This window comes from Bdellovibrio bacteriovorus (assembly GCF_048286975.1).
GTDB lineage: Bacteria > Bdellovibrionota > Bdellovibrionia > Bdellovibrionales > Bdellovibrionaceae > Bdellovibrio > Bdellovibrio bacteriovorus_H.
This window is the reverse complement of sequence record NZ_JBLVRT010000003.1, coordinates 333,148-359,825: the sequence shown is the minus strand read 5'-3', so window position 1 is coordinate 359,825 and position 26,678 is coordinate 333,148. Positions and strand designations below refer to the sequence as shown.

Sequence of the window (26,678 nt, the reverse complement as noted above, 5' to 3'; positions counted from 1 at the left end):
CTTCGGGGCCGAATACGCGCCATCCAGGCGCCGACAAAGCCCCCTTCGGCCAAGCCTGCGGCAACAAGCCGCCAAATCTGCGTTGAATGAAGCAAAAGAAACCACTTCCGAAAACCCCATCACAAAGACATCGTTTCTAAGGCACATCGTCGTGTACCTGCTCTGAAAAACAAAGCACTTCGAATTTCTACCGTACTGGCACCTATTGTCGCGTGCCTGCGCAGTTAAGAACACATTGATAGTTATTAGCTATTTCCGACTGGAACAATTTGGATGGGGACTTGAGGGAGCCCGACGCAGCGGCCTTTGCCGGCGCCTGGATGGCGCGAACTCGGCCCCGAAGGGGACGAGCGGCAATTGAGCCCGGATGGCGTACCGCGGAGGCGGGATCCCTCAAGACCCCAGCCAAACCCCGCGCCACCCGGAACTAACGAACCCACAATCAGTGAGTTTTAATTTCTGTCCAAGAGTCTTCGAAGAGTTTGTTTTTTTCGCCTTGGTCTTGGATTCGCTCCAGTTTTTTTAGAGTCGCTTCATCCGGGAACAATGCGCTGTTGTTTTGCATTTCTTTTGGCAGGGCGGCTTTGGTATTTTTCAGAACAGGACCACCTAGGATCGTTTTTACTCGGTTGATTTCGGCCTGTTCGCTCAATAGGAAGTTGATCAGCTTGTGGGCGGCTTCGGGGTGTTTGGCGCCTTTGATGATGACCAGGTTGTCGATGGCGAATGTTCCGCCCTCTTCCGGGATGATGTATTCGATTTTGCCTGGGGACTTGTCTGCGGCTTGAAGGGCGTCAGAGGAATAGGTCTGGGCCGCGGCGACTTCCTTGTTGTTCAGGATGTCGATGGTGTCGGACGCAAACATCTTCACGTTCTTTTTTGCCTTCAACAGTGTGTCTTTGGCTTTTTTGATTTCTTCCGGATTGGTGCTGTTTACGCTGAAGCCGTTCATTTTCAGGGCGGCACCCAGAGTTTCGCGCACGTCATCCAAAAGGGCGAATTTGCCTTTCAGCTGCGGATTTTCCAGAAGATCTTTCCAGCTCTTGATCGGGCCTTTGTAAAGGTCGCGATTGACGGCGATTCCGGCGGTTGTCCAGATGTACGGCAACGAAAACTTGTTCTCTGGATCGTAGTTCTGCTTCAGGAACTGGGGATCAATCAGATTTTTGTTTGAAATCTGTTCTTGTTTCAGTGTTTCCAGCAGATTCATCTTGGACATGACTTCGACCATATAGTCGGAAGGCACGGCCACGTCGATGCCGGAGGAACCCATCTGAACTTTTGCCAGCAATTCTTCATTCGAGGAATAGTTGGAAATGTTGATCTTGATGCCGGTTTCCTTCTCGAACTGAGCCTGCAGTTCCGGGGAGATATAGTTGCCCCAAATGGACAGGTTGACTTCTTTGGCTTCAGAAACTTCAGCAGACTTCTTTGTACATCCCGCCAGCAGCCCACAAAGAGCCAGGCCGACCATCAATATTCTCGACATTTTTTTATTTCCTTCTTATTGTTAGAAGCATGTTGGAACTTCTGAATATCGGCAAGAGTTTTTCCAGTCAAACGGCCCTGAAGGGAATCAACCTTTCCATTGGGGAAGGGGAGTTCTTTTCCCTGTTGGGTCCCAGTGGATGTGGAAAGACAACACTTCTTCGTATCATTGCCGGTCTTGAAAGCGCCACTTCCGGGCAGATTCTGCTGGATGGTCAGCGCGTGGATCATCTTGCTGCTCAAAAACGTCCGTTTAACATGGTCTTTCAGCGCTATGCTCTTTTTCCGCACATGACGGTGGGGGAAAACATCGCCTATGGGCTGCGCCTGAAGGGCTTGGGTAAAGATCAGATCGAGGCCAAGGTGGCCGAAGTGCTGGCCTTGGTGGATATGGGTGAATTCCGTGACCGCAAGCCTGAAACTTTGTCCGGCGGGCAGTCCCAGCGTGTGGCCGTGGCCAGAGCTTTGGTGAACGAACCCCGCGTGCTTTTGCTGGACGAACCTTTGTCGGCGCTGGATTACCGCATGCGTGAACACATGCAAAAAGAACTGCGCGCTTTGCAACAAAAGCTGGGTCTGACATTTATCTGTGTGACTCACGATCAGGAAGAGGCTTTGGCGCTGTCAGACCGTATCGGCATCATGAGCCGTGGGGTTTTGGAACAAGTCAGTTCGCCGCGCGAGATATACGAAAATCCCGAAACCATCTTTGCTTCTCAGTTTGTTGAATCCACCAGCCTGCTGCGCGGGGAGCTGGTTGAGGTCAGTGAGGATTTGGCCACCATTCGTCTGGGAGATGGCAGTCTTATCAAAGGTAAAATTAACGTGCCGCCGGATCAGATCCGTCTGGGCATGAGCATCGAAGCCTACGTTCGTCGCGCCATGGTCTTTGGCGAGCGTGAAAAGTGAAATTAAGAGACCTGTTCCTTCTGCCGGTGGGGTTGTGGTTTGTGGTCTTTGTGCTGCTGCCGCTGATCATCGTCGGCGTTGTGAGTTTTGCCACGCGTGGAACTTACGGTGGTATTGAGTGGTTATGGACCGTTGCGAACTATGTGCGTGCTTTTTCGCCGACCTATCTGGGAATTTTTGCTGAAAGCTTCAAGCTGGCCCTGGTCACCACCGGGATTTGTCTGGTTTTGGGTGTGATGGTTTCCTGGGCCATGGCAACATCATCCACACGTTTGCGCCAGCTGTATCTGATGGCTATCGTTCTGCCTTTCTTGACCAATCTGGTGATTCGCATTTATGCCATCCGTCTTTTTGTCGGGGCCGACGGTCCGTTGCAGGCGGGGCTGACCTTGTTGGGAATTCCCTTTGATGCATTCGCACTGACTCAGAACAAGTGGTTGGTGCTATACGGGATGGTCACGACTTATTTGCCGTTTATGGTTCTGCCTTTGTACGGCGCTTTTGAGAAGTTTGACTTTTCATTGGTGGAAGCTGCGCAGGATCTGGGGGCGGATGTCTGGAAAATTCTTTTCACGGTGATTTTGCCGAATCTGAAAAAAGCTCTGTGGGCGGGATCCTTGCTGGTGTTCATTCCTTCGCTGGGTGAATACGTGATCCCTGATCTTTTGGGCGGTGCTAAAAACATGCTTTATGGAAATCTGATCACCGAGCAGTTTTTAAAAGCCCGGGACTGGCCTTTCGGGGCTGCGTTGTCGGTCCTGATGATGGTGCTTTTGCTGGTGCTGGCCCTGGTGTTCAAAATGTGGGAGGCGCGCCGTGCCCGTAATTGAACGAAGCCGCCCTCAGGCGCCCAAGCTGGCAAAGATCGTTTTGTGGCTGACGCTGCTTTTGCTGCACACCCCGATTCTGGTGATGATTGTGGGCGCACTGATAGAAAAAACACCGGACTCCTGGAGCTGGACGCTGCGCTGGTTTACCGAAGTCGTAAATGATCAGTCCTTGATGGATGCCTTGCAAAACAGTGTGCTGGTCGGAGTGACGGCCAGTCTGCTTTCAACCGTGATTGGCACCAGTGCTGCGGTGGGATTGTACCGCTCCGCCGGAGGCTGGCGCTGGGCGGTCGAAGGACTGTCGGTGGTTTCGCTGGTATTCCCCGAAATAGTTTTTGCGCTTTCACTGTTGTCGTTGTTCTTCATTTTGCAGTTTGAGCTGGGTCTGACAACGGTGGTGATTGCCCATGTCAGCTTCAGTATTTCTTACGTGATGATGACGGTCGGGGCCCGCCTTGCGACAATGGATCGCAGCCTTGAAGACGCCGCCCGCGATCTGGGAGCCACCGAGTGGCAGACCTATCGTTCGGTGGTGTTTCCGCTGTTGGTGCCGTCGATCATCGGCGGCGGGGCTTTAAGTTTTCTTTTGTCCTTTGATGACTTCCTTATCACATATTTTGTGAATGGCGTGGGGCAGGACACGCTGCCAGTCAAGCTTTACACGGCGATGAAACTGGGGGTCAGTCCCAAGCTCAATGCGCTATCCAGTCTGATGTTTGTTATGACTTTGCTGGCGCTGATTTTCTTCTTCCGTTCTTCCGCGTTCCGTGTTTTCTTTGAAGCGCGGGGGAAGCATGAATCCAAATCAGAAAAAGAAAATTCTTAGCTGGGCCTTTTATGACTGGGCCAACAGTGGCTATGCCACGACGGTCATGGCTGCTTTTTTTCCGGTCTTTCTGAAGCAATATTGGAGCGTCGGCACGGACGCTGTTGTTTCCACGGCCCGTTTGGGTGTCACTATTTCCGTTTCAAGTCTGGCAATTGCATTACTAAGTCCCACTCTGGGTGTTATCGCGGATATGAAGGGCTATAAAAAGCTCTTTTGCATGCTCTTCACTTTGATTGGTGTTGTGGGATGCGCATGGATGGGGTTCATTCCGCAAGGGGACTGGGTCAGTGCACTTTGGGCCTATGGGATCACTCTGGCGGCTTTCAATGCGGCCAGTGTCTTTTATGACTCGCTTTTGCCTTACGTGGCTGAACATAAATACATGGATTTTGCCTCCTCACTTGGGTACTCGCTGGGTTATCTGGGGGGCGGGGTGCTGTTGCTGCTGAATGTGTTGATGGCGCTTTATCCTCTGAGTTTTGGTATCCCGGATGCAACGGTGGCGACCAAGCTGTCGTTCATGATTGTGTCGGTGTGGTGGCTGGCGTTTTCCCTTCCTTTGATGAAAAACGTGCCGGAGCCAGAGGCGGAAAGATCCGTGAAAGGTGTCTGGACACTGACTCGCGAAAGTCTGCGTACTCTGAAGGGCACGCTGAAGGCCCTGATGAAGGAACGCAACCTGTTTATGTTCATGGTGGCTTACTGGCTTTACATCGACGGCGTCTACACCGTGATGACCATGGCGGTGGATTATGGAATTTCGATCGGCTTTGAATCCAAGGATTTGATTGCTGCCCTTTTGATCACGCAGTTTGTCGGTTTCCCTTGTGCTTATTTCTTTGGGACTTTGACCAAGCGCTGGGGTGCGAAGATGCCTATTTTGGTTTGTATCGTGGTGTACGGTGTGACCGTGATTGCCGCCACTCAGATGAAAACAGCGACGCATTTCTATTTGCTGGCGACGGTGATCGGGCTGGTGCAGGGTGGGGTGCAATCGCTCAGCCGATCCATGTTTGGCCGTATGATCCCCAGAGAGGCCAGTGGTGAGTACTTTGGTTTGTTTAATCTGGTAGGCCGCTTTGCCTCCATTTTGGGCCCTCTGGTGGTTGCTGCCGGGGCTGTGCTCAGCGGAAGCTCCCGCTGGGGCATGGTGGGATTGTTGATCCTATTCGTTTCTGGCGGCATTCTGCTGGCCCTGGTGAAAGAGCCTCGCGAAGCTTAATCCTTTTTACCGAGGCCCCAAAAAGGGGTGGACTTTGACGGGGGTTCGCTGGATAACCCTCCGATATGACTTACAATCCTCGCGATCACTACTTCAGAAAAGCAAAGCAGGAAAACTTTGCGGCTCGTTCCGTCTTCAAACTTGAAGAGATCGACCAGAAATTCAAAATGTTCAAGCCCGGTCAGGTGGTGCTTGATCTGGGGGCCTCTCCGGGATCCTGGTCACAGTATGCTTCCAAGATGGCAGGAGAAAGAGGCCGTGTCCTGGGCGTGGATCTGAGCCCGGTGACCGTGAAGTTGAAGAACGCTGTTTTCATCCAGGCTGATCTTCGCGATTTGAATCTGGAAGACATTTTCAAAGAACATGGCTTCGTACCACCGTTTGATATCGTGATGTCAGACATGGCACCAAAGACCACCGGCATTCGCATGACCGATCAGGCAAGGTCCATGGAGCTTTGTGAGCTGGCTTTGGATGTCGCTCGTCGCTTTCTGAAAAAAGACGGACATTTCGTGTGCAAGCTCTTCCACAGTGATGACTTCGGCAAGCTTCGTGATGAAATGAAAAAGACTTTTGCGAAAGTCGAGGCCGTAAAGCCGGATTCCACCCGCAAGATTTCAAAAGAGATATTCCTCGTAGGCCTTAGTAAAAAATGATCCAGATCGTATTTGAGAATACTCACTTTATCATCTGTGACAAACCGGCAGGCGTGCTTTCCACCCCCAGCCGCTTTGAGGAAGATGACGCCCGTCTGTGCCTGGGAACGGCGTTGCAGAAGGAAAAGGGGATTCAGATCTATCCGGTGAACCGTCTGGATTTCGAGGTGTCTGGCCTTGTGGTTTATGCCAAGACCGCAGAGGCCCATCGTAAAGCCAATGCCTGGTTTGAACACAAGACCGTAAAAAAAACTTACCGTGCTTTGACCACCGGTCAGAGCTACGCGCACATTCCCGCCAATGTTCCGAATGAAAAACTGAAACTCAACCCGCAAGTGGGGAACACATTTGAGTGGCGCTGTCGTCTGCTGCGGGGAAAGCGCCGGGCTTATGAAAGCCCGCAGGGCAAGGAATGCCTTACTGTCGCGGTTTTCCGGGGCATGCAGGGTGATTTTCAGGTCTGGGATTTGAAACCTGTCACTGGACGTTCGCACCAATTGCGTTTTGATTTAAGTCGTCATGGTTTTCCGATAGTGGGCGATAAACTTTATGGATCAAATGTGGAGCTTGCTGACAATCGCATCGCTCTTCGCTCGTACAGAATTGATTTTGCGAACGCAAATGGAGCCACAGCTCTAGGCTTGCCGGAGTTCCTTGAGATATCTTCGTCATAGTGTTTGTGTGGCTTTGCAAAATGTCATGTATGGCAGTGCATATAAAAATCGTTTGCACGATCTCTGCGAATAGTACTTAATTGATTTCATGAGTAATACTTATTCCGAGTACAGGTCCGAGGTGGGTGAAGTCATGGATTATATCCGCCATATCTTCAAAGCCCTTCGCGTTTCTTCCAGTCAGTTCGAGAAAGATCTAGGTTTGAGTGCCGCACAGATTTTTGTGATGAAGAAACTCAAAGAGGAACCAGGGCTTTCCATCAACGACCTGGCACTAAGGACCACCACCCATCAAAGCTCCGTCTCAGTGGTGGTCAAAAAGCTCGAAGAACAAGGGCTTGTATCCCGCACGATCTCGAAAGAAGACTCCCGCAAAGTGGTTGTATCGCTCACTCCCTCCGGTCTGGAAAAACTCAGCGAAATCCCCCGCACAGTTCAAGAACACATGATCGACACGCTTCAGAATATGCCGCCGGAAAAAACCGCGTCGTTGGCGTTGTTGATGCGTGAATTCGTCACTGAAGCAGGAATTGTAGAGTCTGTACCCGCGCCGATGTTCGGTGAGGACACCGGTCGCTAGATTTCTCTTTTAATCTGATCCAGATAGGTTCTGATGAAGGCGACACGATGTTCGCCTTCTTTTTTGGCCGTGGGCGTGTTCAGGTGATCCACCAGTTTGAACAGCTTTGAAAAGAAATGATCAATACCAAAACTTTTGTCATCCAGCTCGCGGGTTTCAGCCCAGGGGTCTTCCTCGGCATAGAAGGGGCGGCTTAACTGTGTTGTCACGGCAAAGCATCTGGCGATGCCAATGGCTCCCAGGCTGTCCAGACGGTCGGCGTCCTGAACGATACGAGCTTCAAGGGTTTCCGGCTTGATTCCGGCGCTGTAGCTGTGGGCCTCAATAGCGTGACGGATGTCATCGAAGTACTCTTGCGGATAGTTCACTGACTTCAGATACTCGATGGTGGCTTCGGCGGAAAGCTTTGAAGCATAGGGCCTGCGCGGATCATTTTTTGGAACGTTGATATAGTCATGAAAGAAAGCCGCGGGCATTACGACTTCCCAGCGGGCTTGCTCGGCCTGACACAGCTGCTTGGCCATGTGTACGACCCGCATGATATGAAGATAGTCATGGGCAGGGTCCGAACTCGGATAAAGAACCCGAGCCTTGTTGCTGAAGATGTGATGCCAGTGTTTTTCCTGAAATGCACTCATGGTCTGGATTTTAAGCTAGGGTTCAGTGACTCTCACCATGGGACCGGTGAGTTTGTCAAAATACGCCGTCAGTGGTTGATCTGAATAGCCATCGACATGATCGAAAGTCACATATCCGTAACCCTGGTTGCCCCATTTCGGACCCCAGGAGTTTTTAAACATAAATACTTTTTGCTCGTCATCATAGCCGACGATCAGGACCGCATGGCCGCCGCAGTTGATTTTGCCGCTGTCACAGTCAGCATTGATTTGCGGGCTGAAGGTGAACGTGCCCTTTTGGTCGTTGATATGGGACAGGGATACTTTCAAAGTCACAACCACCGGGCGCTTGGCATCCAGCTCCTGCATGAAAAGTTCAGACCATGGTTTACGCACCCACATCTGCGTGATGATTTTTGTGCGGAGACTGCGGTAGTCGACACGGGTGACTTTTTGCTGGCGTAAATCAAAGAAGCTGGTTTGTTCCGGTGTGAAGGGTTTGGTGAAATCCAGACTGCTTTCCTGATAAGGCAGGTCTTTTTCCAGATACAGATTGTTGCCATTGGAGAAATTCAAAAGCAACTGATAGGTGTTTCCGAATTCCACCTCAGGACGCCACGGGGACTGCACTTTATGGCGATAGATTTCGTACTCTTCCGAAATATCATAGTCCTGGCCGTTGAATCCTTTAATGGTGGATTCAATCAATGCCGACACGGCAAAATACGCACATGTGTCGCGGCGTTTTTGATCTTTGACCTCGGTTTGCAGGGGGCGCAGGTCCACTTGTTTGGCCAGGGCCATTTCCAGAAAGAACGAACATAGCAGGCCCAACGCCAGGATAAGACGGGTCAACAGCAACTTCACAAACACTCCAGTATTTAAAATTCCTTCAACTCGTAAAGGCCAAGCAAGCCTCCTGCCAGCTGAAGTCCGCCACCTTGCAAACGGGTCCCTCCGGAGGCTTGGGATAGAGTAAAAACGACAGGATTCACCGTTTTTTAGACAGAAGTTTTAGGTCTGAATTCCTGTCATGTTTGTCCCTGATATCGGTGGTTTGCCGGGTAAAAAAGGTTGAACATTTTCGTATCCAACTTCATGCTGTGGCCAACTCTTTTTGTACGTGTAGGTTATGAGTATGTTCCGGGTTTTATTTTTTCTGGGGGTCTGGTTTTTTGCCGTGGCAGCCCAGGCTGAAAAAATAGTTTTTGCTTCAAATGACGATATTCCTCCCAAGATTTACCGAGAGGGGAGCGAACTTAAAGGCACTTACGTTGAAATCATCCGTGAAGTCTGCAAACGCCTGAGTGTTGAGCCGGTGTTTGAAACCTATCCGTGGCCCCGGGCCGTGGTGATGGCTGAAACGGGTAAAGTCGATGCGCTGTTCCCGCCTTTTTTGACCGAAGAGCGCAAGAAGGTTTTTCATTTTCCGCGCGAGCCTGTCAGTAACACTCGAAACATGGCCTTTGCCCTGAAAAAGCGCAATGTGAAGATCAAAAGCTTTGAGGACTTCAAAGGCCTGACGGTCGGGGTGAATGATCGTTATTCTTATGGTCCGGCATTTGACGAGTTCAAAAAGAAACTGCGTCTGGATCACAGCACGACTCAGGAAATGCTGGTAAAAAAGCTGAGTGCTGATGACGTCAAGCGCGTCGATGTGGTGATTGCATCGGAAGAGGCTTTCTGGTTTTTGGTCAAAAGAATGGGTTATAAAGACGTATTCGAACAGGTCTTTGTGGTTTCAGAGAATCCCTCCTATGTGGTTTTCTCCAAAGCTGCGGGCAGGGACCATCAACAGTTTACAGAGCGTTTTAATAAAACCCTTGTGCAGTTGAAAAAAGAAGGCGTGACCAAAAAGATCTTCGACAAGTACATGAAGTAATTCAATCCGGCTCAGGCAGATTGATCAGATTATTCTGCCAAGGGGCGGGTTCCCATAATTCAATGCGGTGTCCTTGCGGGTCTTGGATCCACGCAAACGAGCCAAAGTCATTTTCAACCATTTGTTCTTCAATTTGAATGCCCTTTTTGGCAAGTTCATTCAGCAGTGGCTTCAGGTTGTCCACCTGAAAGTGCAGGTCCGAACTTTGGGGCGAAGGCGTAAAGTCCCGCGTGTCGACATCCCGGGCATTGTCAGTGATATGGCTTCCTAATGTGGAACGATGCCAGTCTGAAATTAGCTGTTTTTGAAATTCATGTGCCATGGAGTTATTCTGGCCAAAGGGGCGCAGACCCGCAATATTGGCGAGCCTGGCTGTGCAATCATGCAGGATCTAGCGGCTGGCAGGCTGGCGCAAAGACTTGCACCAGTCCGGATGGCTTTTGGTGCCGCCATCATAGGCATAGGCCAGATTGTTCTTTAGCAGGATGTCCGCCAGGGACCTGCCGTCAACCATCACGTCGGCCAGAATGCGGAAGTACTTGTCGCGCTGAACATTGTGCAGCTCAACGTTTTTGGCATTTTTCAGCGTGCTGGCCACAAGATTGCGGGCAATGCGACCGGCTTCCTTTTCGCACTTATTTTTCGTTTTCACTTCGGGGGTGTCGATACCAAAAACACGCACGCTGATTTTTTTACCGATAAGCGCCGGGACGTTGGGAATATTTACGGTCAAGGTGTCGCCGTCATAGTTTTTCAGAACCTCCACACAGCGGAAGGTTTTTTCATCGTGTTCACAAGAGGCTTTGATGGTCGCGACCTCGCGGGCTTGAAGACGTTCAGAGCAGGCGGTGATCATCAGGGGCAGCAGCAGAATCAATGCAGGTTTCAACATACGCCCAGTGTAGCGTCATTTGGGGACTGCGAGCAACTATTCCAGATTCAGCCCCACCTGAAGGTTTGAAATGCGAGTCTGGGAACGGATTTTCTTCGAAAGCTGACGGTCTTTGACGCCAATTTTCACCAGGGCACTCTTGATATCCTGCGGCTGCAGGGTTTCCCATGGACGGTTCAGCATCAAAGAGGCGGCAAGCCCGCTGACCCATGCCGTTGCCTGGGATGTGCCGCTCATATAGCCATACTTGCCACCCGGAAGGGCGGAAAAGACATTCTTCCCGGGGGCTGCAATATCGACGGAGCTTGTGCCGAAGTTACTTGATGCCAGCAGACGTTTTTGTGAATCCATGGCGGCCACGGAAATGATGTTGCTCAGTTTGTATCCCGCGGGGTAATAACCGACCAGGTCGGTGTTGCGCCCTTCGTTGCCGGCGGCAGCGACAAATAGAATACCCTGTTCCTGGGCGTCGCGAATGGCTGCCTCTTCCATGGGGCTTCTTTCGTCACCACCGCCGGAATAGTTGATAATATCCGCTTTCATCTTTGTGGCATAACGAATGGCCTTCACAGTATTCATAAGGTTGTCGTTTGCCGGAATCGACGGATCATAATACTTCAAGATCATGAACTTCACACGCGACGAACGGGTGCGCTGCTGGATGATGCCCGCTACGTGGGTCCCGTGACCGTGGTTGTCGGTCAGGTCATTGTTGTTGGAAACAAAGTTCCATCCATGGAGGTCATCGGCATATCCATTGCCATCATCATCTTTCATATTGTCTTTTTCGCGGGGGTTCACCCACAGGTTGTCGCGAAGCAGTGGATGGTTCACATCCACGCCGGTGTCGATGATCGCGACCACAATATCCTTTTCTGAATTCTCTTGAGAGTATGAATTCATCGAGGCCCCCAGAACTGTAGTGATTAAAAACAGAATTGCTTTCATGCTGAAGTGCTAAAGCAAGCATGAAGCCAACACGGGGAGTGGGTGGAATGTATCTGAACCGGAAATTCGCTGCGAGTGTTCAGAAAAATCTGAACATAAAAAAAGCCCGAACAATTGTTCAGGCTTTTGTAGTCACCATAGTTCTATTGACGACTGTCTAAAAGTTGGACAGTTCCTTAGGCCACACGTTTGATCTGGGAACCCTTGGAAACAGTGTATTTGTTGCGTCCCGTCTGCTTGGATTCGTATAGAGCTTCATCAGCGCGCTTGTATAAAGCGTCGGCCTTCTCGCCCGGCAGCACTTCAGCGATGCCCAGGGAAACGGTGAAGCGAATTTCAAATTTTTCGTGAACAAAGACCTCTTTGCGGATGCGGTTCATGGCTTCTTCCGCCATACGCACCGCCGCCTGGGCATCACAGCCCGGCAGGATCACCGCGAACTCTTCACCACCCAGGCGGGCAATGAAGTCCTCTTCGCGGGAGAAGCTTTCCTGGATCAGGCGAACGCATTCCTGCAGGACAAAGTCGCCAATGTCGTGGCCGTAGGAATCATTGATCTTTTTAAAGAAGTCGATATCCATAATGATCAACGTCATAGGATCTTTGTCGATCTCATGCAACTGCAGGTAACGGCGGATTTGCTCGTCATAGCTTCTGCGGTTGTGGGCCCCGGTCAGGTGGTCTTTTCTCATGGTGGTGTTAGCCTCCATAAGCTGTTTTTTGACCGTGGTCAGGTTCTTCTTGATCGCCTCCATGCGTTTGGAGCGGCGTTCGTTGTGGGTGCTTTGATGCTTCAGATAGAAGTTGATGAATTCACGCGACTTGGCGCGCAGCTCTTCAATAGAGTTGGACTCGACCGCTTCACGCAGCTGTTCCAGGCTCTGGTTGATGTCTCCGCTGGCGGAAGCTTCGGCGTCGACCTCTTCACTGAGATGATCGGCGAATTCCCAGATGATGCGTTTGAAATCATCAAAGGTGTTTTGCACGTAGCTGTATTCATCTATGCGATAGCTGGAAATGAACTGACGGATTTCAAACAGCACTCGTTCGGTGTCAGCATGGTCCTGCTTCACCAATGACTTGGAGAAATTATCCAGCTTGTTGCGCACTTTGCGCACCGAGTGATTTTGAATTTCAAAAAGGTGCTTGTTCATAACGTCGAGAATAAAGAGCAGTGTTGCACGCTCTTCGCTCATGGCTGGAACTTCCTTTGGCTTTTCAGTGCCACCATTGTTCGAGCCCCAGTCCATGTCAAACTGATCAACTAGTTTTTTCACCCACTGTTTCAACTCAGCCTCCTGGCCACGGATACAACACTTTATTATCGGACTTATTGGGCTTTGTTTGAAGATGGGGCGGTGATTTTTTGGGGGTTCTGTCTCATCTTGAAACGGCGAAAAATACATTTATTTTTATTTACGTTGCAACTGTGTTGCTTTTTAGCATTTTCGTCGAGGTCCTGCTCCAGCCTGAAGCGGAAAATTACTATGATATCCGCATTCAAAGGAGCGTCTTATGGGAACAAGTGCTGAATTGAAAGGACCGAACTTTTCCAAGGGAGTGGATCTCAGCCAGCTGCGTGAAGATAAAAGTCTGCTGGGTTATGTGGGTGAAGAAGCTGTGATGCTGGTTCGCCACGACGAAGAGTACTTTGCCATCGGTGCGACCTGTTCCCACTATGGCGGCCCTCTTTCCGAAGGACTGGTGGTCGGAGAAACTGTGCACTGTCCATGGCACCATGCCTGCTTTGATCTGCGCACGGGGGAGGCATTGAAGGCTCCGGCTTTGAATCCAGTTTCGGCCTATAATGTGGAAGTGCGCGGGAGCAAAGTTTTTGTCACCGGTAAAAAAGAAAGCACGGTGCGACCGCGGGAGTGGAGCGAATCGCAAAGGTACGTCATCGTGGGTTCCGGTGCAGCGGGGACCGCTGCGGCAATCATGCTGCGCAAGCAGGGTTTTATTGGTTCGATCACTATTGTCAGCGAAGACAAGTCCTTGCCTTATGACCGTCCTAATCTGTCGAAGGACTATCTGGCGGGGAATGTGCCGGAAGATTGGGTGCCTTTGGAGACCGAGGAATTCTATCAGACTCACAAAATTCATTTTGAACTTTCGACCAAGGCAGAAAAGGTCGATGCTCACAGGCGCAGTGTGTTCTTATCAAATGGAAAAACTTTACGTTATGACCGACTGTTGCTGGCGACCGGTGGGGACCCGATTCATCCGCCGATTCCGGGGATCAAGCAGGATCACGTGTTTTATCTGCGCACCCTGCAGGACTGCCGGCGCATTATTGGTCGCACATCCTGGGCGCAAAAAGTGGTGATTGTGGGGGCCGGATTTATCGGCCTTGAGGTGGCCGCGGCTCTTCGTCAGCGCAATTTGGAAGTGCATGTCGTGGCACCGGAAGAAATGCCCTTGTTGAAGGTGGTCGGCGTCCATGTTGGAAGTGTGCTGCACAAACTGCATGAAGAACACGGGGTGATCTTCCATCTGGGGCACACGATCAAAGAAATCCGTCAGCGCAGTGTTCTGCTGGATGACGGGCACAGTGTGGACTGTGACTTTGTGATAGTGGGCACGGGAATTCGCCCTAACACTCAATTGGCTGAACAGGCGGGCTGCTGGGTCGAAAATGGGGTGCTGGTGAATGAATATCTTGAAACCAGCGTTCCCGGCATCTTTGCTGCCGGGGATATCGCCCGATGGCCCGATCCGCACAGTCAGCGTTCCATCAGGGTGGAACACTGGGAGGTCGCAGAACGTCAGGGGCAGACGGCGGCGTTGAATATGATGGGGGACCGGATAAAGTTTCAGGATGTGCCGTTCTTCTGGACACAGCACTATGATTTGAGCCTGGGATATGTCGGACATTCAGATCGCTTTGATCGAATGGACGTGATGGGGGATCTTAACAGCAGAGATTTCGCCGTGGCCTATTATGAAGATCAAAAAGTGGCGGCAGTACTGACGCTGGGCCGTGATCGGGAAAGCCTTTTGGTGGAGGAAGCAATCGGTCAGTACGATGAGAAGAAGATCCACGAAATCTTCCATCAACACGAACGCGATCATCATCCCTGAAACTTAAACCCCCGGAAAGATCCGGGGGTGATTTACTGACTAGTGTGCAGTTGCTGACGGGGAGCGAACTTCGTGGAAGTCGATCTCCAAAGATATCTCAGCCTTGAGCACTTTGGAAACCGGGCAGTTGGCCTTGGCGTCCTGAGCGATGGTTTCAAACAGTTTGCGGTCAATGCCCGGAACCAGCGCACGCAGCTTCAGCTTGGAAGAAGTGATGGAAAACCCTTCACCGGATTTTTCCAGGCTCACTGTCGCAGAAACATCCAGTGACTCCGCATTGAATCCCTTTTTGGCGAGGGCTCCAGAGAGGGCCATGGAAAAACACCCGGCGTGAGCGGCACCAATCAGTTCTTCGGGATTGGTCCCCATGCCATTTTCAAAGCGGTCGGAAAATGAATAGGGAAGATTCTTAAGGGCGCCGCTTTCGGTGGACAGTTCGCCGCTGCCATTTTGAAGATTTCCCTGCCAGTGAGCTGAACCTTTGCGTTGCATTGCAACCTCCTTTGTTCGAGGAAAGCATAAGATGTTAAAGTGGCCTTCGCCTAGCACTCCGACAAAATGCATTTTTACGATTGCTAGGTGACAGAAGGATGCGTGCCGCGCATAGTGGTTCTATGAACAAAACAAAAATCGCAAAAATTGCGTTTCCGATAGCGGCACTTTTGTGCTTTTTCCCCTTTGTCTCTTCTGCGGCAGCCTTGGTTCTGGGCGTTTTACTGGCCGTATTTTTGGGAAATCCCTATGTAGATAAGACCCGCAGCTACACCCATCATCTGTTAAGTCTTTCTGTGATTGGCCTGGGTGCCGGGATGGATTTGATGGTTGTGGGCCGGGTGGGTTTCCAAGGCATCGGTTACACCGTGGTGGGCATATCGTTCACTCTGCTGCTGGGAATGTTGATCGGGCGTATGCTTAAGATCGAACGGGATACTTCTACATTGATCACAGTGGGAACTGCGATCTGTGGTGGCAGTGCCATTGCGGCGGTGGCTCCTACAATCCGCGCCAAATCTCATGAAGTGTCGGTGGCTTTGGGAACGGTGTTTATGCTTAATGCCTGTGCCCTCGTGATTTTTCCTTGGATTGGACATCTGCTGAATCTGACACAAACCCAGTTCGGACTTTGGAGTGCGCTGGCAATCCACGACACAAGTTCGGTGGTGGGCTCCACATTGCAATACGGCCCGGAATCTTTGCAGGTGGGAACAACAGTTAAACTTGCACGCGCCTTGTGGATTGTTCCGGTCACATTCTTGATTGGTTTATTCTATTTCCGCGGTCAAAAAGTGGAGGGTGGAGCCGGTAAAGCAAAAAAGCCATGGTTCATTCTGGGCTTTTTGATTGCAGCCGCTTTGGTGACCTGGATTCCGGAACTTCGCCCGGCGGGCCACGTGGTTGAAGCTGTGGCAAAGCGTGCCTTGGTGGTCACCTTGTTCCTGATTGGTGCCAACCTCACCAAAGAGACACTGAAAAGTGTCGGCATCAAACCCTTTCTGCAAGGGGTGGGCTTGTGGGTGGTGGTGGCGTCCTGCACTCTGGGGGCCATTCTCATTGGTTGGATTCACTAAATAAAAACGGCGCTGTTTCCAGCGCCGTTTTTATTTTTCCGTCAGGGCTTTCGACCGCTGACAAGATTGATGATAAAGCTAATAACGGCCAAAGCCAGGAAGACGAACAGCAGGATTCGTCCGATTTCCACCGACAGTCCCGCTATGCCGCTGGCACCGAAGATGTAAGCTACAATCGCTAAAATAAAGAAAGCTATCGCGGCTCTAAGCATAAGAGCTCCTTTCAGTTGGGGCAGGAGGCGAGTGCGGGTGCAGATAGTAGTCTTCAAAGTTGTCCCGTGAGCTGTTCATCTGCGACGGATACGGGACGGTTTCGCGCTGATGGCGCTTGGATGCTCTTTGCATCTCGTCCAGCTCCCAGATGGGGCACAGTTCCTGGATATGTTTTTCAGACTGATCCAATGGCTCCTGCATGATTCCTCCCACGTATGTGGTGGTCTATAGGATCGGTGCAGAAGATTTGAAAGGCTAAGATTTTAAAGGAAATGTTTTAGAAAACAAAAAGATCGTGCGGAACGGGCGCCCCCCGAGGGAAATCAGAGCGACGCCCGACCGTCTTGTTACTTACAGAAGGATAATTTTTTGACCATACCCGAGATCTCGGTGATCTTCTGATATTTGCCACCGCTTTTTAGCACAGCCCAGTACGCTCCGGATCCTACTGTGATCAGGCCTTTGTTTTTGATCTGTTTGGCCATGATGCCAACACCACAGTAAAGATTCTTGTACGGATCCAGAATGGTTTTCTTCGGATCTTTCGCAGCCAGGTTTTTGTCTTTGCTCCAGTCAAATTCACACCAGCGCGCCCACTGCACATCCTGATAGGACAGCTGCAACAGACCCTCCGAATAAACCGGATTTCCGGTCACAGGATCTGTGCCCATGGTCGTTTCATGCATGCGTGAAGTCGGGCTGTAAGCACTTTCGTATTTCGCCATGGCTGAGAACAATGCAGCCCATACATTGGCGCGCTGATCGTTGTCCAAAGAACTGTAGCGAGGGCAGAACTTGCTCATGTCATCCGCGCCACCCAAAAGAGTGTTCCAGTCATCCAGGACGATTTTTTGCAGATACTCAGACCACTGTCTGCGTTCAGGATTTGTGGATGTTTCCCAGGACAGGGCTTCCATTTTGTAGCTGTTGTCGGGTACAGACGGCACGGAAGGTTCGGCGGGTGTGGCGGGCTCGGTTGGTGCTTGTTCGCCGTCATCCGGGGTTCCTGCGCTGCCGTTTCCATCTTCGATGGTGCTGGCCAGATCTTTCAGGGAAGTAGAGGAAGGGGAGCAACCTGCCGCCAGCAGAAAGGCAATAGCAATAGCGGCGAAAGAAACAGCTTTCGTTAGATGCTTAAGGTTCGTCAAAAGACCTCCAGAGTGTCGGGGGCTCCTGCTTGAAGAACGTGAAAACGGTGCCGGCTAAACTGTTATGGGTTCAAAATCATGTCACCGGTGTAAGACAAAGCTGTACTTTCAAAATACAAGAAGGCCTGTGAAGTATGTTAAATTTCACACTGAAACATAAAATTTCAGGACGATGGGTTTGAAAATGCCGACGGAAGTCTGGCAAGAAATGAAGTTGATGATTCTTTAAATCAGAGAATTTTCAACGAAAGTGATGGGCATGGCAGGGGATGCGGAATGAGACCAGTTGAAGAAGATGCTGGAATAAAAAAGCCAGGAGACCCTGGCTTTTTTTATTTATGAACTTAGTCGTTGCACTGAGCGAAGCTGAAGTCTGTGTCTTGCAAGCGGTCCATCCACCAGTCAACACAGCCACCAGAATCATATTCACTGCAAGTGATCACGGAAGTAGAAAGCGCGCCATCAATGCAGGTGCGAGTGCGGAAAGTGCTGTTGCATGTGTAGTTCGGGCCGATTTCTTTTGTTGGCTGGGAGCTATAATACATGCGAACAGTTTTGCCGTTCGGGATGATCAAACCATCAGCAGAAACGCAGTTGTCGGCCTGAGCAGCAGCAGAAAGGCCCAAAGTAAGAGCAAAGATAAGTGCTTTCATTCTATCTCCTTGTGTTTTTAGAACCGGGACTATAACCAAAATGTTCCGCTAATGTTGTCAGGAGATTGTCAGGGAATGGTTGAGATCTTTGAAATTACCGGTAAGGCCGCGTTTTTAGCGCAAATAAACCTCAGACAAAGCGGAATCCAGATTTTTAAACAGCAGGTTTAATGCTTCTTCATAGGCTTTGGTGATATCCGTGCCCATTTTGAAGCCGAAGGGGTGTTTGGTTTCAAAACAACTGGAAGCTTCGGCTTTGGCCTTGGCTTTGTTTGGAATGGTCAGAACACCGGAAACTTTCACACAGCCTTCTTTGAACTGGCCGGTTTGATAATCTTCAATTGTCAGCAACAGCGAATTCGCCCCCGGAGTTTTGACTGCCACGCCCTGGCGTTCCAATGCCTCGGCAACAGCACGGCGGACTTCCGAGCGCAATTCATCGCTTTGAACTTTCACTTCATCTTTACGGGCGTCAACCACGCTGAGGGCCACTTCTTTCTTGGGAAGGTCACGCAATGGCGCTTGAATGTTCTGAGAGTTGATGGTGGGAACATCACGAATGCTTTGTCCCTTCATCGCGCAAGAAGAAAGAAGTGCCAAAGCCGCAATTACCAGAAGTTGTTTCATAGCCACCATCCTTAAAAAGAAAAAGGGGGATTGCAATCCCCCTTTAAAGTTTATGGATGTTAGCGAAAATTACAAACTAAAATTAATTTTCGTCGCTGAACAAGGCTGGAATCAGCTGGGACTGGTTGTCCTCAAGCAGCACGTCCCGGACAGAGCGATTCTGTGGTGCGTACAGGATCAGGTCGCCAGCGCCGTAGCCTTTGATCAGGTTCACGGTTGTGCTGCTTTGAGCATCCAGTTCGATCACTTCCGGAATCTGGGTGTAGGCCTGAGCATTCGTGTTCACAGAAACCTTTTCCCATTGAGAGCTGTGCTCACCCAGATAGTCGTCGTATTCGATCGCGCCGTTGTCACCGTGGGTCGTAGAGACCTTCAGGCTGATCTCGCCAGTTTCTGCAAAGGAAAGCATGGAAATATCAGCTTCGATGATAGCCAAAGTGGAGTTGTCAAAGACGCCCATTCCGCGCATATCCAAAACAGCACCGCTGTAGTCTTCTTTGGCCTTGCCTGGATCTGCGGCGAAGTCTTTTTCGTACTGACGACGCATTTCGCGGGCTTGGTTGCCATCCAGTAGCAGGCTGACAAAGTCATCGCCTGTCATACCCGGCAGGTCCGAAGCCGGCAAACCCGCCAGTTCCTGATCCGCCAAACCGTCACCGTTGGAATCAATCTGCACATTCACTTCACAACGCTGCCAAGTGGTCATGCCTTCGTACAATTTCAAAGCAACTTGCAGTACGCGGCCCTTGTCGGATTCAATCACACGGTAACCCGCAGACTGAAGGTCACAGTTGCGGTTGTGAACCAGATCCTGCTTCGGGGATTTCTTGCGACCGTCAGCACCCAACAGGTTGAACAGGTAAGCTTCACCCGGATTCACACTGTCATTTTTCAGCACGACTTCTGCCAGACTGCCAGCGCTGTCCGCTTTGGAAGAGGAGTGAACCACCAAAGAAGACGCAGAAATTCTGGAAATCTTGCGGGTCACGGCCAATGCCGGCAGTTGTGCCAAAGTCTGATCCTGGGATTTCAGGGAAAGGTAACCATCCAGCTCGTCAGTTTGATTTTCCATCAATGAAGCGTTGATTTTTGCCTTCACCAAAACCGTCTTGGATTCGCCAGCTGCCAAAGTCACAGCCGGAGCTGAGATCTGCAATGCCTCAGAACCCGTCCAGTGAGCCGTCAAAGTCACAGACTCGTCACTGATGTTTTTGACGGTGATTTCTTTAGCCAAAGTCTTTTGTTTTTCAACGTCCGTGATGCCGAATGAAACAGCGGCAGGGACTGTCACGATTTTGGCATTCAGGGATTCGGCCACTTGCACACGGCCAGCCCCTTGGCGGCTGACGGAGTAAACTTTTTTATCAGCTGCGTTGATTACTTTACCATGCGCCAGCAAAACGGATTTCAGTTCAGCCGGGGACAGGGCATTGTATTTCTGCTTCAGCAACGCCATAACGCCGGCGATGTGCGGGCTGGCCATACTGGTGCCGGTCATGTTGGCACCTTTGTCTCCTGCACGGCTGGCAGCAGAGATGATGTTTGTACCCGGAGCGGAGATTTCAGGCTTGATGATGCCATCTTCAGAGCGGGGGCCACGCGAAGAAGACGGGGAGATAGTGTCCGCCATCCACGGCTTTTCGATTTTCGCAGTGGTCTTCAGATCAACTACGACCGGGCTTTGCGCCATGCCCGCTTTCACTTTTTTTGCGGAGGCCAGATCAATCATGATCGCCGGAATGTCAAACTTGCCCTCGCCGCCCATTACGATTGGCGCACCTTCAGCATTGTTGGCAACAACCACACCGATAGCTCCATTTTCCTGAGCCGCCTGGATTTTTACGGAGAAGTTCACTTCACCGCGATCGATCAAAGCAATTTTACCCTGTAAACGCGCCTTTGTCGCTTCGTCCAATGGTTTTGCGGCAGTGCCGATGTAAACCAGCTCTTCTTTCAGGGATTGAACATCCGCCAGAGGTTTTGAAATAGCACCTTCAGTGGCTTCAACAATCAGGGCTTCACCACTGACTGTGAATTCCGCTGCCGGGAACTGAACGTTCTGGTTCATGTTGTCGATGCTGTTGGCAACTGAAATGGCGTCATCAGAAACAGACGGCGCGCCCACGATGTATGGCAGGTCGCCGTTGTTACCAGCGGCGGCCACAACAATGGTTCCACCACGCACGAGATTTTTGATGGCGTGATTGTACATGATGTGAGGATTGCCGTAACCGCTGCCCAAAGACAGGTTTACAACATCAAGTTGTTTCTGGAAAGTCAGGTCTCCCGTCGGGTCCGCCGCGTACTCCAAGGCCGCGATAACCACCTCATCACTGGTGGAACCTTTCGCGCCAAAGACTTTGATCGCATACAGGTCTGCATCAGGAGCCACACCGCTGTAGGTGTTTACACCATCACCGACACCAGCCACAGTCCCAGCCACGTGTGTGCCGTGAGTCGCTTCATCCAAAGGATTGGCATCCGGAACCGGAATGCGCTTCAGAGGGTTCGTATGCCCAGAGTTGTACTCAGAGCCCACGATGTCGATACCACCAACAACTTTTTTGTTCGGGAAGGACGCATGTGCTTCATTTGGATTCACGGCTTTGTAAGCTTCTTCCGTTCCTTCGCCACCCAGCATTTTATGTGTGTAGTCGACACCGGTGTCAATCACGCCCACACGCATGCCCTGACCACGGATGTTCTGGGCATAGGCCGCTTCGGAACCGATGAAGTTCACAGATGTATTTTTACCTACCAGTCCTTTCAGATTGATATCGTCTTCTTCCATTGGACGGGCGAAAGAGCCGGCTTTTTCGGAAAGGGTGATGTTAGGAACTGATTTGATCTTTTCATAGACGTTTGCGGGTGCCCAAACTGCGAAACCATTCAATACCAGTTTGTAGCGAATAAGAACCTTGATGTCTGAAGAGATCTTTTTAAGTTCCTCAACAGTGGCTTCCTGCTCTGCTTGAATCGCGGCAAGAAGCTTTTTATCGATGACCAGCTTGCCGTCTTTTCTTTGCGCAGTTTCAAGCAATGCCGGATTGGAAAGTTTGACGATAAAGATGTACGGATCTTCAACGGTAGGGCGGTTGCTGTATAGGCCTTCCAGGAAGTCTGAATTGAAGATCTGACCTTTCGGAGCTTGAGCCGATGGGCTGCAGGCAGTGAACAGCAAAGCTGAAATCAGCAGGGATGAAAAAATTCTTGGTGTTGTGTTCGGGTTAGACGTTCTCATTTGCGCCCTTTGCTCTCATGTTGCATTTCAGTGCCATAGCGACACCGAAAAACGGGTTTTTGGAATTCCAGTGGGGAATATTCCAAGATCCGTGCCGGAAAAAATGCCACCAGTTTCGGCACTTTTTCTAGTGCTTTGGAGGGCTTAGCGCAAGCTTATTGTGAGGAAATGAGGACTATTTGTGTGCCCGCAGGCGAATCAATTGTCATTGTCTGCCAGGGCGAACTTAAAGTAGTTTAGGTGGAAACCAACCAGGATTATAACGATGGAAACAGTCTCAATTCATTCATTCTTTCATTTGGTCTTTTTGTCATTTCTGGCCCTGTTTCCGCCGGTCAACCCGATTGGAAGCTCGTTGGTGGTGGGGCCCTTCTTTATGGGGCACTCCGCAGAGGTTCGTCGCAAGGCAGCCATCTCCATCGCGGTGTTCTGTCTGGCGCTGTGTTTTGTGGTGTCTATTTTCGGGGTCTATTTCTTCCGCCTGTTCGGAATCTCAACAGCAGTTGTACAGTTGGCGGGGGGCTTTATCATTGCACGTATGGCCTTGCAGATTCTTTCTAAGACCGACGATGAGGAAGACCCTGAGAAAAACATAGCGGCCACTCAAAAACCGCAAAATTCCCTGATGTCACATTTGTTCTATCCCTTGGCGTTTCCGACCACGATGGGAGGCGGGACCATTTCAGTTTTACTGGCCCTCAGTGCCAACAGCTACCATCCCGACACGCAGGTGCACTTGTTCAAAGTCGTGGCCGTTCTTGTTGCGTGTGTGTTGATGTGTGCGACGGTGTTTGTTTGCTACTATTCTGCACCGACCATTCTGGCCAAACTCAGCCCTCAGGCCGCGCAGGTCTGCAACAAACTGGTGGGTTTTCTCACGTTCTGCGTGGGGCTTCAGATCATCGTGAACGGGATGATCAGTCTGATTGAGATTTACCCATCGTTGAAACCTTAAAAGTCCTGAAAACAATCCCAAGTTTGCGGTCGAGAAATGGATGGGATCCATCGGCCCAGACTTGAGCAAATTGCTTCGTCATACTTACTATAGAACTTCACGAGGTGAGTATGATGAAGTTCCCTATTGTCGTTGGATTATTTTCTTTAATCGTATCAGCCACGGCCTCTGCGGCGGTTGAGATTCCGGTTCAGGCCCGTTTTTTTGCGGGAATGACGGGTGTTAAGCTTGATGAACTGAATGACAGTCTGGAAGCTCAATCCATGAAAAAAATTGAAGGTGTCACGCAGTTGGGCCTGGAAATTACCTATCCTGTGATGAAATATCTGGATGTGGGCGCTCGCTATGCCAAGAAGCTCGCTGACAGTGAAGAAAATCCGGCCGACCCTAATACCGACTATTCGGCCAAAATTGACCAGGATGCTTTCCTGCTGATTGCACGTGTTCCAATTGTTCGTGAGGACTTTTATCGCGTCGATGCCTTTGCTGGTGTTGGCGGCACCAACACGAAAGTCACGATGAAGACCCTGGCTCAAAACGGTGACTACACCAAGAGTGTCGGAGAGAGCTGGTACGCATCCCCTTGTGCCGCGGCGGGAGTCTCATTGGCTTTGGGTTACAAGCGATTCTATTTTGTATTTGAAGGCGCTATTGAGCACAACAAGGTGGATGACCTGAAACGCTCTGGTTCGGTCAGTACCAGTGTGAACTCTCTGGATCTGTCGGGGTCCTACTTTACGGTGGGTATCATGTTTGACGGGATTCCCGGGACTGTCGGTCGCTAGGACTGGAAAAACAAAAGGCCTGCTTTCGCAGGCCTTTTGTTTTTAGAACACAGCTAAGTTTGTGCCCAGGAAGATTTCGCCTTCACCCTCGGCCGGTTCCACTTTCTGAATATAGCGGAAGCCAAAGTCGACTGGCAGGAAGCGGAAGACCACAGTCTGCGCGATCAATTCCGCACCATAACTGTTCAAGTTTGCATGGATGTTCCCAAGAACCACTTTGGTGTGATCCATGTACAGATTTCCATAAAGACGTTTGAAATAGATCCAAGCCCCCAGGTTGTAGTCCGGATAGGTCAGCGGGAACATGTATTCAAAGCTGCCCTTTACGAAGCGGTCTGCCGGCAGATAATCAAAGCCGCGGGAATAGATGTAGCCCACCGGATTGAACGCCGGGGTAGGGAAGATATAGTTGCCCGTGCCTTCACGATTTTCCTGACCGTTTCCAGTCAGACGGATGCCGTTGTTGGCAAGGAACCCTGGCAGATACAAGCGAGCTTGTCCAAAGGTGCGGTAAGAACCCGGCGCTTCTTCATCAGAAACACCGCTGGCATCTTCATAGAACGCCTGAAGATCGACACCCAATGGCGGCAGAATCGCACGAGGTTGCGCAGATTTCGTATAAGAGAATAGCACCCCTGCCTTTTGATCCACGTAAGTGGAAGCCTGGGATCCCGGAACGGAAACTTTGTCCAGACGATAACTTTCGGTTTTCAGAATCTTCGCTGAATAATCCAGCTGAAGGTAGCCGCTGTACGTGTGATTCTTGAAAGTGTACGGCAGGGCCACACCCAAACCGTACGAACCTTCACGCCAGGTCAGTTCCTGTGTGTTCATATTTACGTCTGCGGCACGATTGCGGATGTCTCCCAACAGGCTGACGACCGGCCAGTATCTTTTAAAGTCAATTTTTACCGACGTAAACGGCGTGTTTTCCTCTCCATCAGATCCGATCGTGATGGCAGAGCCAAAATCGCGCAGATAGTTGTCGGTCATCACTGTCAGGGCCAGACCTCTGCCGCCAAAGAAATTCCAGCTGTGCGGTGTGAACCCGCGGGCATCCAGCATGCCGTAATCAGTTTCTGGGTATTGGTCCGCATTCGCTGTATATAAAGAAGCCTGATCCTTCAGGGGAGCTGGTGGGAACTTGTTGTAGTTGTCACTTGGATTGTCACCCAGATAGTTAAAGTCCACAAGCTGGGACGACGCCAGATCCGAGCATGCGCTCAGGTCGGCTTTTTTGGTGCGTGCTCCGTAAGGTGTTTCTTCCGTATAGAGCACGGAAGTGCCATCAAAGCTCGGCGCATAAGAGGAAATCCTGCTTTGCGTGCACTGTTTAAGCGCGCCGCTTGCAGAGTTAATATGGAAGACTTCGTTGGCACCTTTGTATTGTGCCTCAAACAGCGCCTCTCCGTTGGTGTTGGTCTGCAGCCAGAAGATGTTGTTGCGAGAGAAGGGCAAAAGGACCTTGTATTGATCCGACCCGAAACGTGCCTGAATCAGCGCCTTGTGTCCGGTGTTGTCAGAAGCAATGGCAATCACCTCATCCGCATTCAGTGCCGCCGCTTCCAGCAGGTCCAATCCTTTTAGCGACAGAGTGCGAAGGTTTTTGCCTTCAAGGCTGATCTCTTGAATGTTCCAGGCCATCTTGTCGGTGTATTCCGCCGCCAGGATGGATTTGCCGTGGGTGCTGAACTTCGGATTGTAAAGACGACGGTGCGAAGTGATGTAAGACTGAGATCCGTCATTCAGATCCACCAGGGTCAGATTCGCGGACCCCTCAAAGCCATAACGTGGGTGAGGTACATAGTCAGTGTACACGGCGTGGGTGCCGGAATAGTCAATACGGCTCAGGTCTTCGGAGTAAGGCACATCAATAACTTTTTCCTCGCCTTGAGCGGTGGACTTGTAGATCGCCGGAACCGTGTTCATGTCAAATTTCACATAGTACATGTGACCATTTGCAATCTTGGGATTAAAGGATACAGAGTACTCTGTCTTTGGAACATCCGTGAAGGCATCTTTTTTCCAGGCCTCACGCAGCTCACTGAAGGTTTCATAGTAGAAGGTTTTAAACTCCACACCGGTCAGCTCTTTGAACGCGGATTCCAGTCGGAACGGGTGGGGGCCATGAGTGATTTTGTCTGTCAGTTTTTCCCAGAAGTCATCGCCGTACTTTTGATAAGCGCGCGAGATCAGCACATAGCCGTAAACGTATTGATTCACCAGCACATCCCGATAAGTGCCGTTGACGAACTGATCGTAACTTGGAGTTTCGCCTCCAAGCAAAATTCCCTTCAGACGAGTCAGGAAGCGCGGGGATCGGCCGCGGCCACCGTCGGTGTATTTGGTTTCCGCGTAAACGGCATCACCTTCGGCCATCCAGGGTTTTTTGGAAATGACGTCAGCCAGATTCAGGCCCAGGTCCCCCAACAGGTAGTCAAAGTAGCGAACCGTGTTTTTGTTAAAATCATCCATCTGCTGGACGTGACGGTATTCGTGGATGGACAGGATTTGCAGCCATTCCAAAGAACCCACCATCGGGCTGTAAGCACCGGCATTGAACCACTCGGTGCGGCGGGGAGCGCGTGCCACAAATCCGTTGGGCAGGGCCACTTCGTTGCGGATGATCAATGTCACTTTTTTCGGCTTGGTGATTCCATAACTCAGGCCCACCACAGCGGCGTTGTGTTTAATCAGATTCGCCACATAGACCGCCTTCGGGCGGAAGGCTTCCGGGTAAATGACTTTGACGTATTCGTTTTCGATCGTCTTCCATTGAAGAGGGGGGCTTTGAGAGTTATCGACAACCTCATACTGGGACAGGGCCGCCGTTGGCGCCAAAAGGGCCACCAGCATGGATAAAAGAAGCTTTTTCATTAG

27 protein-coding genes are annotated in these 26,678 nt (G+C 50.8%); 12 read left to right on the top strand and 15 right to left on the bottom strand.

The annotated features are described in order from the left end of the window. Positions 1-442: 442 nt before the first annotated feature. Complete coding sequence (locus ACNQKP_RS12400) at positions 443-1,489, bottom strand: polyamine ABC transporter substrate-binding protein (protein WP_417864993.1); 1,047 nt, start codon at positions 1,487-1,489, stop codon at positions 443-445. Between the two features lie 29 nt (positions 1,490-1,518). On the opposite strand from ACNQKP_RS12400, the gene ACNQKP_RS12395 reads away from it, so the two are divergent. The 7 genes from ACNQKP_RS12395 to ACNQKP_RS12365 all read left to right on the top strand — a co-directional run bounded on the left by ACNQKP_RS12395 (position 1,519) and on the right by ACNQKP_RS12365 (position 7,188). After that, entirely contained in the window at positions 1,519-2,397 is an 879-nt protein-coding gene (locus tag ACNQKP_RS12395) for an ABC transporter ATP-binding protein (protein WP_417864992.1), read from the top strand. Continuing rightward, positions 2,394-3,227, top strand: a complete 834-nt coding sequence (locus tag ACNQKP_RS12390) for an ABC transporter permease (protein WP_417864991.1) — start codon at positions 2,394-2,396, stop codon at positions 3,225-3,227. The genes ACNQKP_RS12395 and ACNQKP_RS12390 overlap by 4 nt, the downstream gene beginning before the upstream one ends. Further along, complete coding sequence (locus tag ACNQKP_RS12385; protein ID WP_417864990.1) at positions 3,214-4,053, top strand: ABC transporter permease; 840 nt, start codon at positions 3,214-3,216, stop codon at positions 4,051-4,053. The genes ACNQKP_RS12390 and ACNQKP_RS12385 overlap by 14 nt, the downstream gene beginning before the upstream one ends. Next, positions 4,022-5,278 (top strand): MFS transporter, encoded by a 1,257-nt coding sequence (locus tag ACNQKP_RS12380; RefSeq protein ID WP_417864989.1) that lies wholly within the window; start codon positions 4,022-4,024, stop codon positions 5,276-5,278. The genes ACNQKP_RS12385 and ACNQKP_RS12380 overlap by 32 nt, the downstream gene beginning before the upstream one ends. Positions 5,279-5,343: 65 nt before the next feature. Next, positions 5,344-5,934 carry an RlmE family RNA methyltransferase gene (locus ACNQKP_RS12375; protein WP_015090565.1) on the top strand — a complete coding sequence of 197 codons (591 nt, stop codon included), beginning with the start codon at positions 5,344-5,346 and terminating at the stop codon, positions 5,932-5,934. After that, positions 5,931-6,608 (top strand): RluA family pseudouridine synthase, encoded by a 678-nt coding sequence (locus ACNQKP_RS12370; RefSeq protein WP_417864988.1) that lies wholly within the window; start codon positions 5,931-5,933, stop codon positions 6,606-6,608. Before ACNQKP_RS12375 ends, ACNQKP_RS12370 begins: the two co-directional genes overlap by 4 nt. Before the next feature lie 88 nt (positions 6,609-6,696). After that, positions 6,697-7,188, top strand: a complete 492-nt coding sequence (locus tag ACNQKP_RS12365; RefSeq protein WP_417864987.1) for a MarR family winged helix-turn-helix transcriptional regulator — start codon at positions 6,697-6,699, stop codon at positions 7,186-7,188. Here the strand turns inward: ACNQKP_RS12365 and ACNQKP_RS12360 are convergent. Beyond that, a complete protein-coding gene (locus tag ACNQKP_RS12360; protein ID WP_417864986.1) occupies positions 7,185-7,826 on the bottom strand; it encodes an HD domain-containing protein in 642 nt (213 codons plus the stop codon). The two genes, ACNQKP_RS12365 and ACNQKP_RS12360, sit on opposite strands and share 4 nt — an antisense overlap. Positions 7,827-7,841: 15 nt before the next feature. Next, on the bottom strand, positions 7,842-8,672 hold the full coding sequence (locus ACNQKP_RS12355; RefSeq protein WP_417864985.1) for a C1 family peptidase: 831 nt from the start codon (positions 8,670-8,672) through the stop codon (positions 7,842-7,844). Between the two features lie 313 nt (positions 8,673-8,985). Between ACNQKP_RS12355 and ACNQKP_RS12350 the strand changes: the two genes are divergently transcribed. Beyond that, the gene (locus ACNQKP_RS12350) at positions 8,986-9,687 is read left to right on the top strand and encodes a substrate-binding periplasmic protein (protein WP_417864984.1); all 702 of its coding nucleotides are present in this window, start codon (positions 8,986-8,988) and stop codon (positions 9,685-9,687) included. A 1-nt stretch (position 9,688) separates the two neighbouring features. Here the strand turns inward: ACNQKP_RS12350 and ACNQKP_RS12345 are convergent, their stop codons facing one another. The 4 genes from ACNQKP_RS12345 to ACNQKP_RS12330 form a co-directional block, all read right to left on the bottom strand. Continuing rightward, positions 9,689-10,009 carry a VOC family protein gene (locus ACNQKP_RS12345; protein WP_417864983.1) on the bottom strand — a complete coding sequence of 107 codons (321 nt, stop codon included), beginning with the start codon at positions 10,007-10,009 and terminating at the stop codon, positions 9,689-9,691. Positions 10,010-10,078: 69 nt separating this feature from the next. Then, positions 10,079-10,579, bottom strand: a complete 501-nt coding sequence (locus tag ACNQKP_RS12340) for a thermonuclease family protein (protein ID WP_417864982.1) — start codon at positions 10,577-10,579, stop codon at positions 10,079-10,081. Positions 10,580-10,615: 36 nt separating this feature from the next. Beyond that, positions 10,616-11,527 carry a S8 family peptidase gene (locus ACNQKP_RS12335; protein WP_417864981.1) on the bottom strand — a complete coding sequence of 304 codons (912 nt, stop codon included), beginning with the start codon at positions 11,525-11,527 and terminating at the stop codon, positions 10,616-10,618. Positions 11,528-11,703: 176 nt separating this feature from the next. Further along, positions 11,704-12,816: a GGDEF domain-containing protein gene (locus ACNQKP_RS12330; protein WP_015090575.1), complete on the bottom strand. Its 1,113-nt coding sequence runs from the start codon at positions 12,814-12,816 to the stop codon at positions 11,704-11,706. Between the two features lie 226 nt (positions 12,817-13,042). On the opposite strand from ACNQKP_RS12330, the gene ACNQKP_RS12325 reads away from it, so the two are divergent. Further along, positions 13,043-14,608, top strand: coding sequence for an FAD-dependent oxidoreductase (locus tag ACNQKP_RS12325; protein ID WP_417864980.1), 1,566 nt, complete (start codon positions 13,043-13,045; stop codon positions 14,606-14,608). 39 nt (positions 14,609-14,647) lie between these two features. Here ACNQKP_RS12325 and ACNQKP_RS12320 read toward each other — a convergent pair whose 3' ends face one another. Next, positions 14,648-15,100 (bottom strand): OsmC family protein, encoded by a 453-nt coding sequence (locus tag ACNQKP_RS12320; protein WP_417864979.1) that lies wholly within the window; start codon positions 15,098-15,100, stop codon positions 14,648-14,650. Between the two features lie 122 nt (positions 15,101-15,222). Here ACNQKP_RS12320 and ACNQKP_RS12315 point away from each other — a divergent pair, with 122 nt between their 5' ends. Beyond that, a complete protein-coding gene (locus ACNQKP_RS12315; protein ID WP_417864978.1) occupies positions 15,223-16,176 on the top strand; it encodes a YeiH family protein in 954 nt (317 codons plus the stop codon). Between the two features lie 41 nt (positions 16,177-16,217). On the opposite strand, the gene ACNQKP_RS12310 is transcribed toward ACNQKP_RS12315, so the two are convergent. The 6 genes from ACNQKP_RS12310 to ACNQKP_RS12285 form a co-directional block, all read right to left on the bottom strand. Further along, positions 16,218-16,388 carry a DUF1328 domain-containing protein gene (locus ACNQKP_RS12310; RefSeq protein WP_417864977.1) on the bottom strand — a complete coding sequence of 57 codons (171 nt, stop codon included), beginning with the start codon at positions 16,386-16,388 and terminating at the stop codon, positions 16,218-16,220. Further along, complete coding sequence (locus tag ACNQKP_RS12305; RefSeq protein WP_038448790.1) at positions 16,381-16,590, bottom strand: hypothetical protein; 210 nt, start codon at positions 16,588-16,590, stop codon at positions 16,381-16,383. The genes ACNQKP_RS12310 and ACNQKP_RS12305 overlap by 8 nt, the downstream gene beginning before the upstream one ends. Positions 16,591-16,736: 146 nt before the next feature. After that, positions 16,737-17,537, bottom strand: coding sequence for a hypothetical protein (locus tag ACNQKP_RS12300; protein ID WP_417864976.1), 801 nt, complete (start codon positions 17,535-17,537; stop codon positions 16,737-16,739). A gap of 344 nt (positions 17,538-17,881) precedes the next feature. Then, entirely contained in the window at positions 17,882-18,190 is a 309-nt protein-coding gene (locus ACNQKP_RS12295) for a hypothetical protein (RefSeq protein ID WP_417864974.1), read from the bottom strand. A 114-nt stretch (positions 18,191-18,304) separates the two neighbouring features. Beyond that, positions 18,305-18,817, bottom strand: a complete 513-nt coding sequence (locus tag ACNQKP_RS12290) for a hypothetical protein (RefSeq protein ID WP_417864973.1) — start codon at positions 18,815-18,817, stop codon at positions 18,305-18,307. 82 nt (positions 18,818-18,899) lie between these two features. Then, positions 18,900-22,058 (bottom strand): S8 family serine peptidase, encoded by a 3,159-nt coding sequence (locus ACNQKP_RS12285; RefSeq protein WP_417864972.1) that lies wholly within the window; start codon positions 22,056-22,058, stop codon positions 18,900-18,902. Between the two features lie 265 nt (positions 22,059-22,323). Between ACNQKP_RS12285 and ACNQKP_RS12280 the strand changes: the two genes are divergently transcribed. Beyond that, the gene (locus tag ACNQKP_RS12280; protein WP_417864971.1) at positions 22,324-23,013 is read left to right on the top strand and encodes a MarC family protein; all 690 of its coding nucleotides are present in this window, start codon (positions 22,324-22,326) and stop codon (positions 23,011-23,013) included. Positions 23,014-23,123: 110 nt separating this feature from the next. Further along, complete coding sequence (locus ACNQKP_RS12275; protein WP_417864970.1) at positions 23,124-23,798, top strand: hypothetical protein; 675 nt, start codon at positions 23,124-23,126, stop codon at positions 23,796-23,798. A 42-nt stretch (positions 23,799-23,840) separates the two neighbouring features. On the opposite strand, the gene ACNQKP_RS12270 is transcribed toward ACNQKP_RS12275, so the two are convergent. Then, positions 23,841-26,675: a hypothetical protein gene (locus tag ACNQKP_RS12270; protein WP_417864969.1), complete on the bottom strand. Its 2,835-nt coding sequence runs from the start codon at positions 26,673-26,675 to the stop codon at positions 23,841-23,843. Positions 26,676-26,678 lie beyond the last annotated feature (3 nt).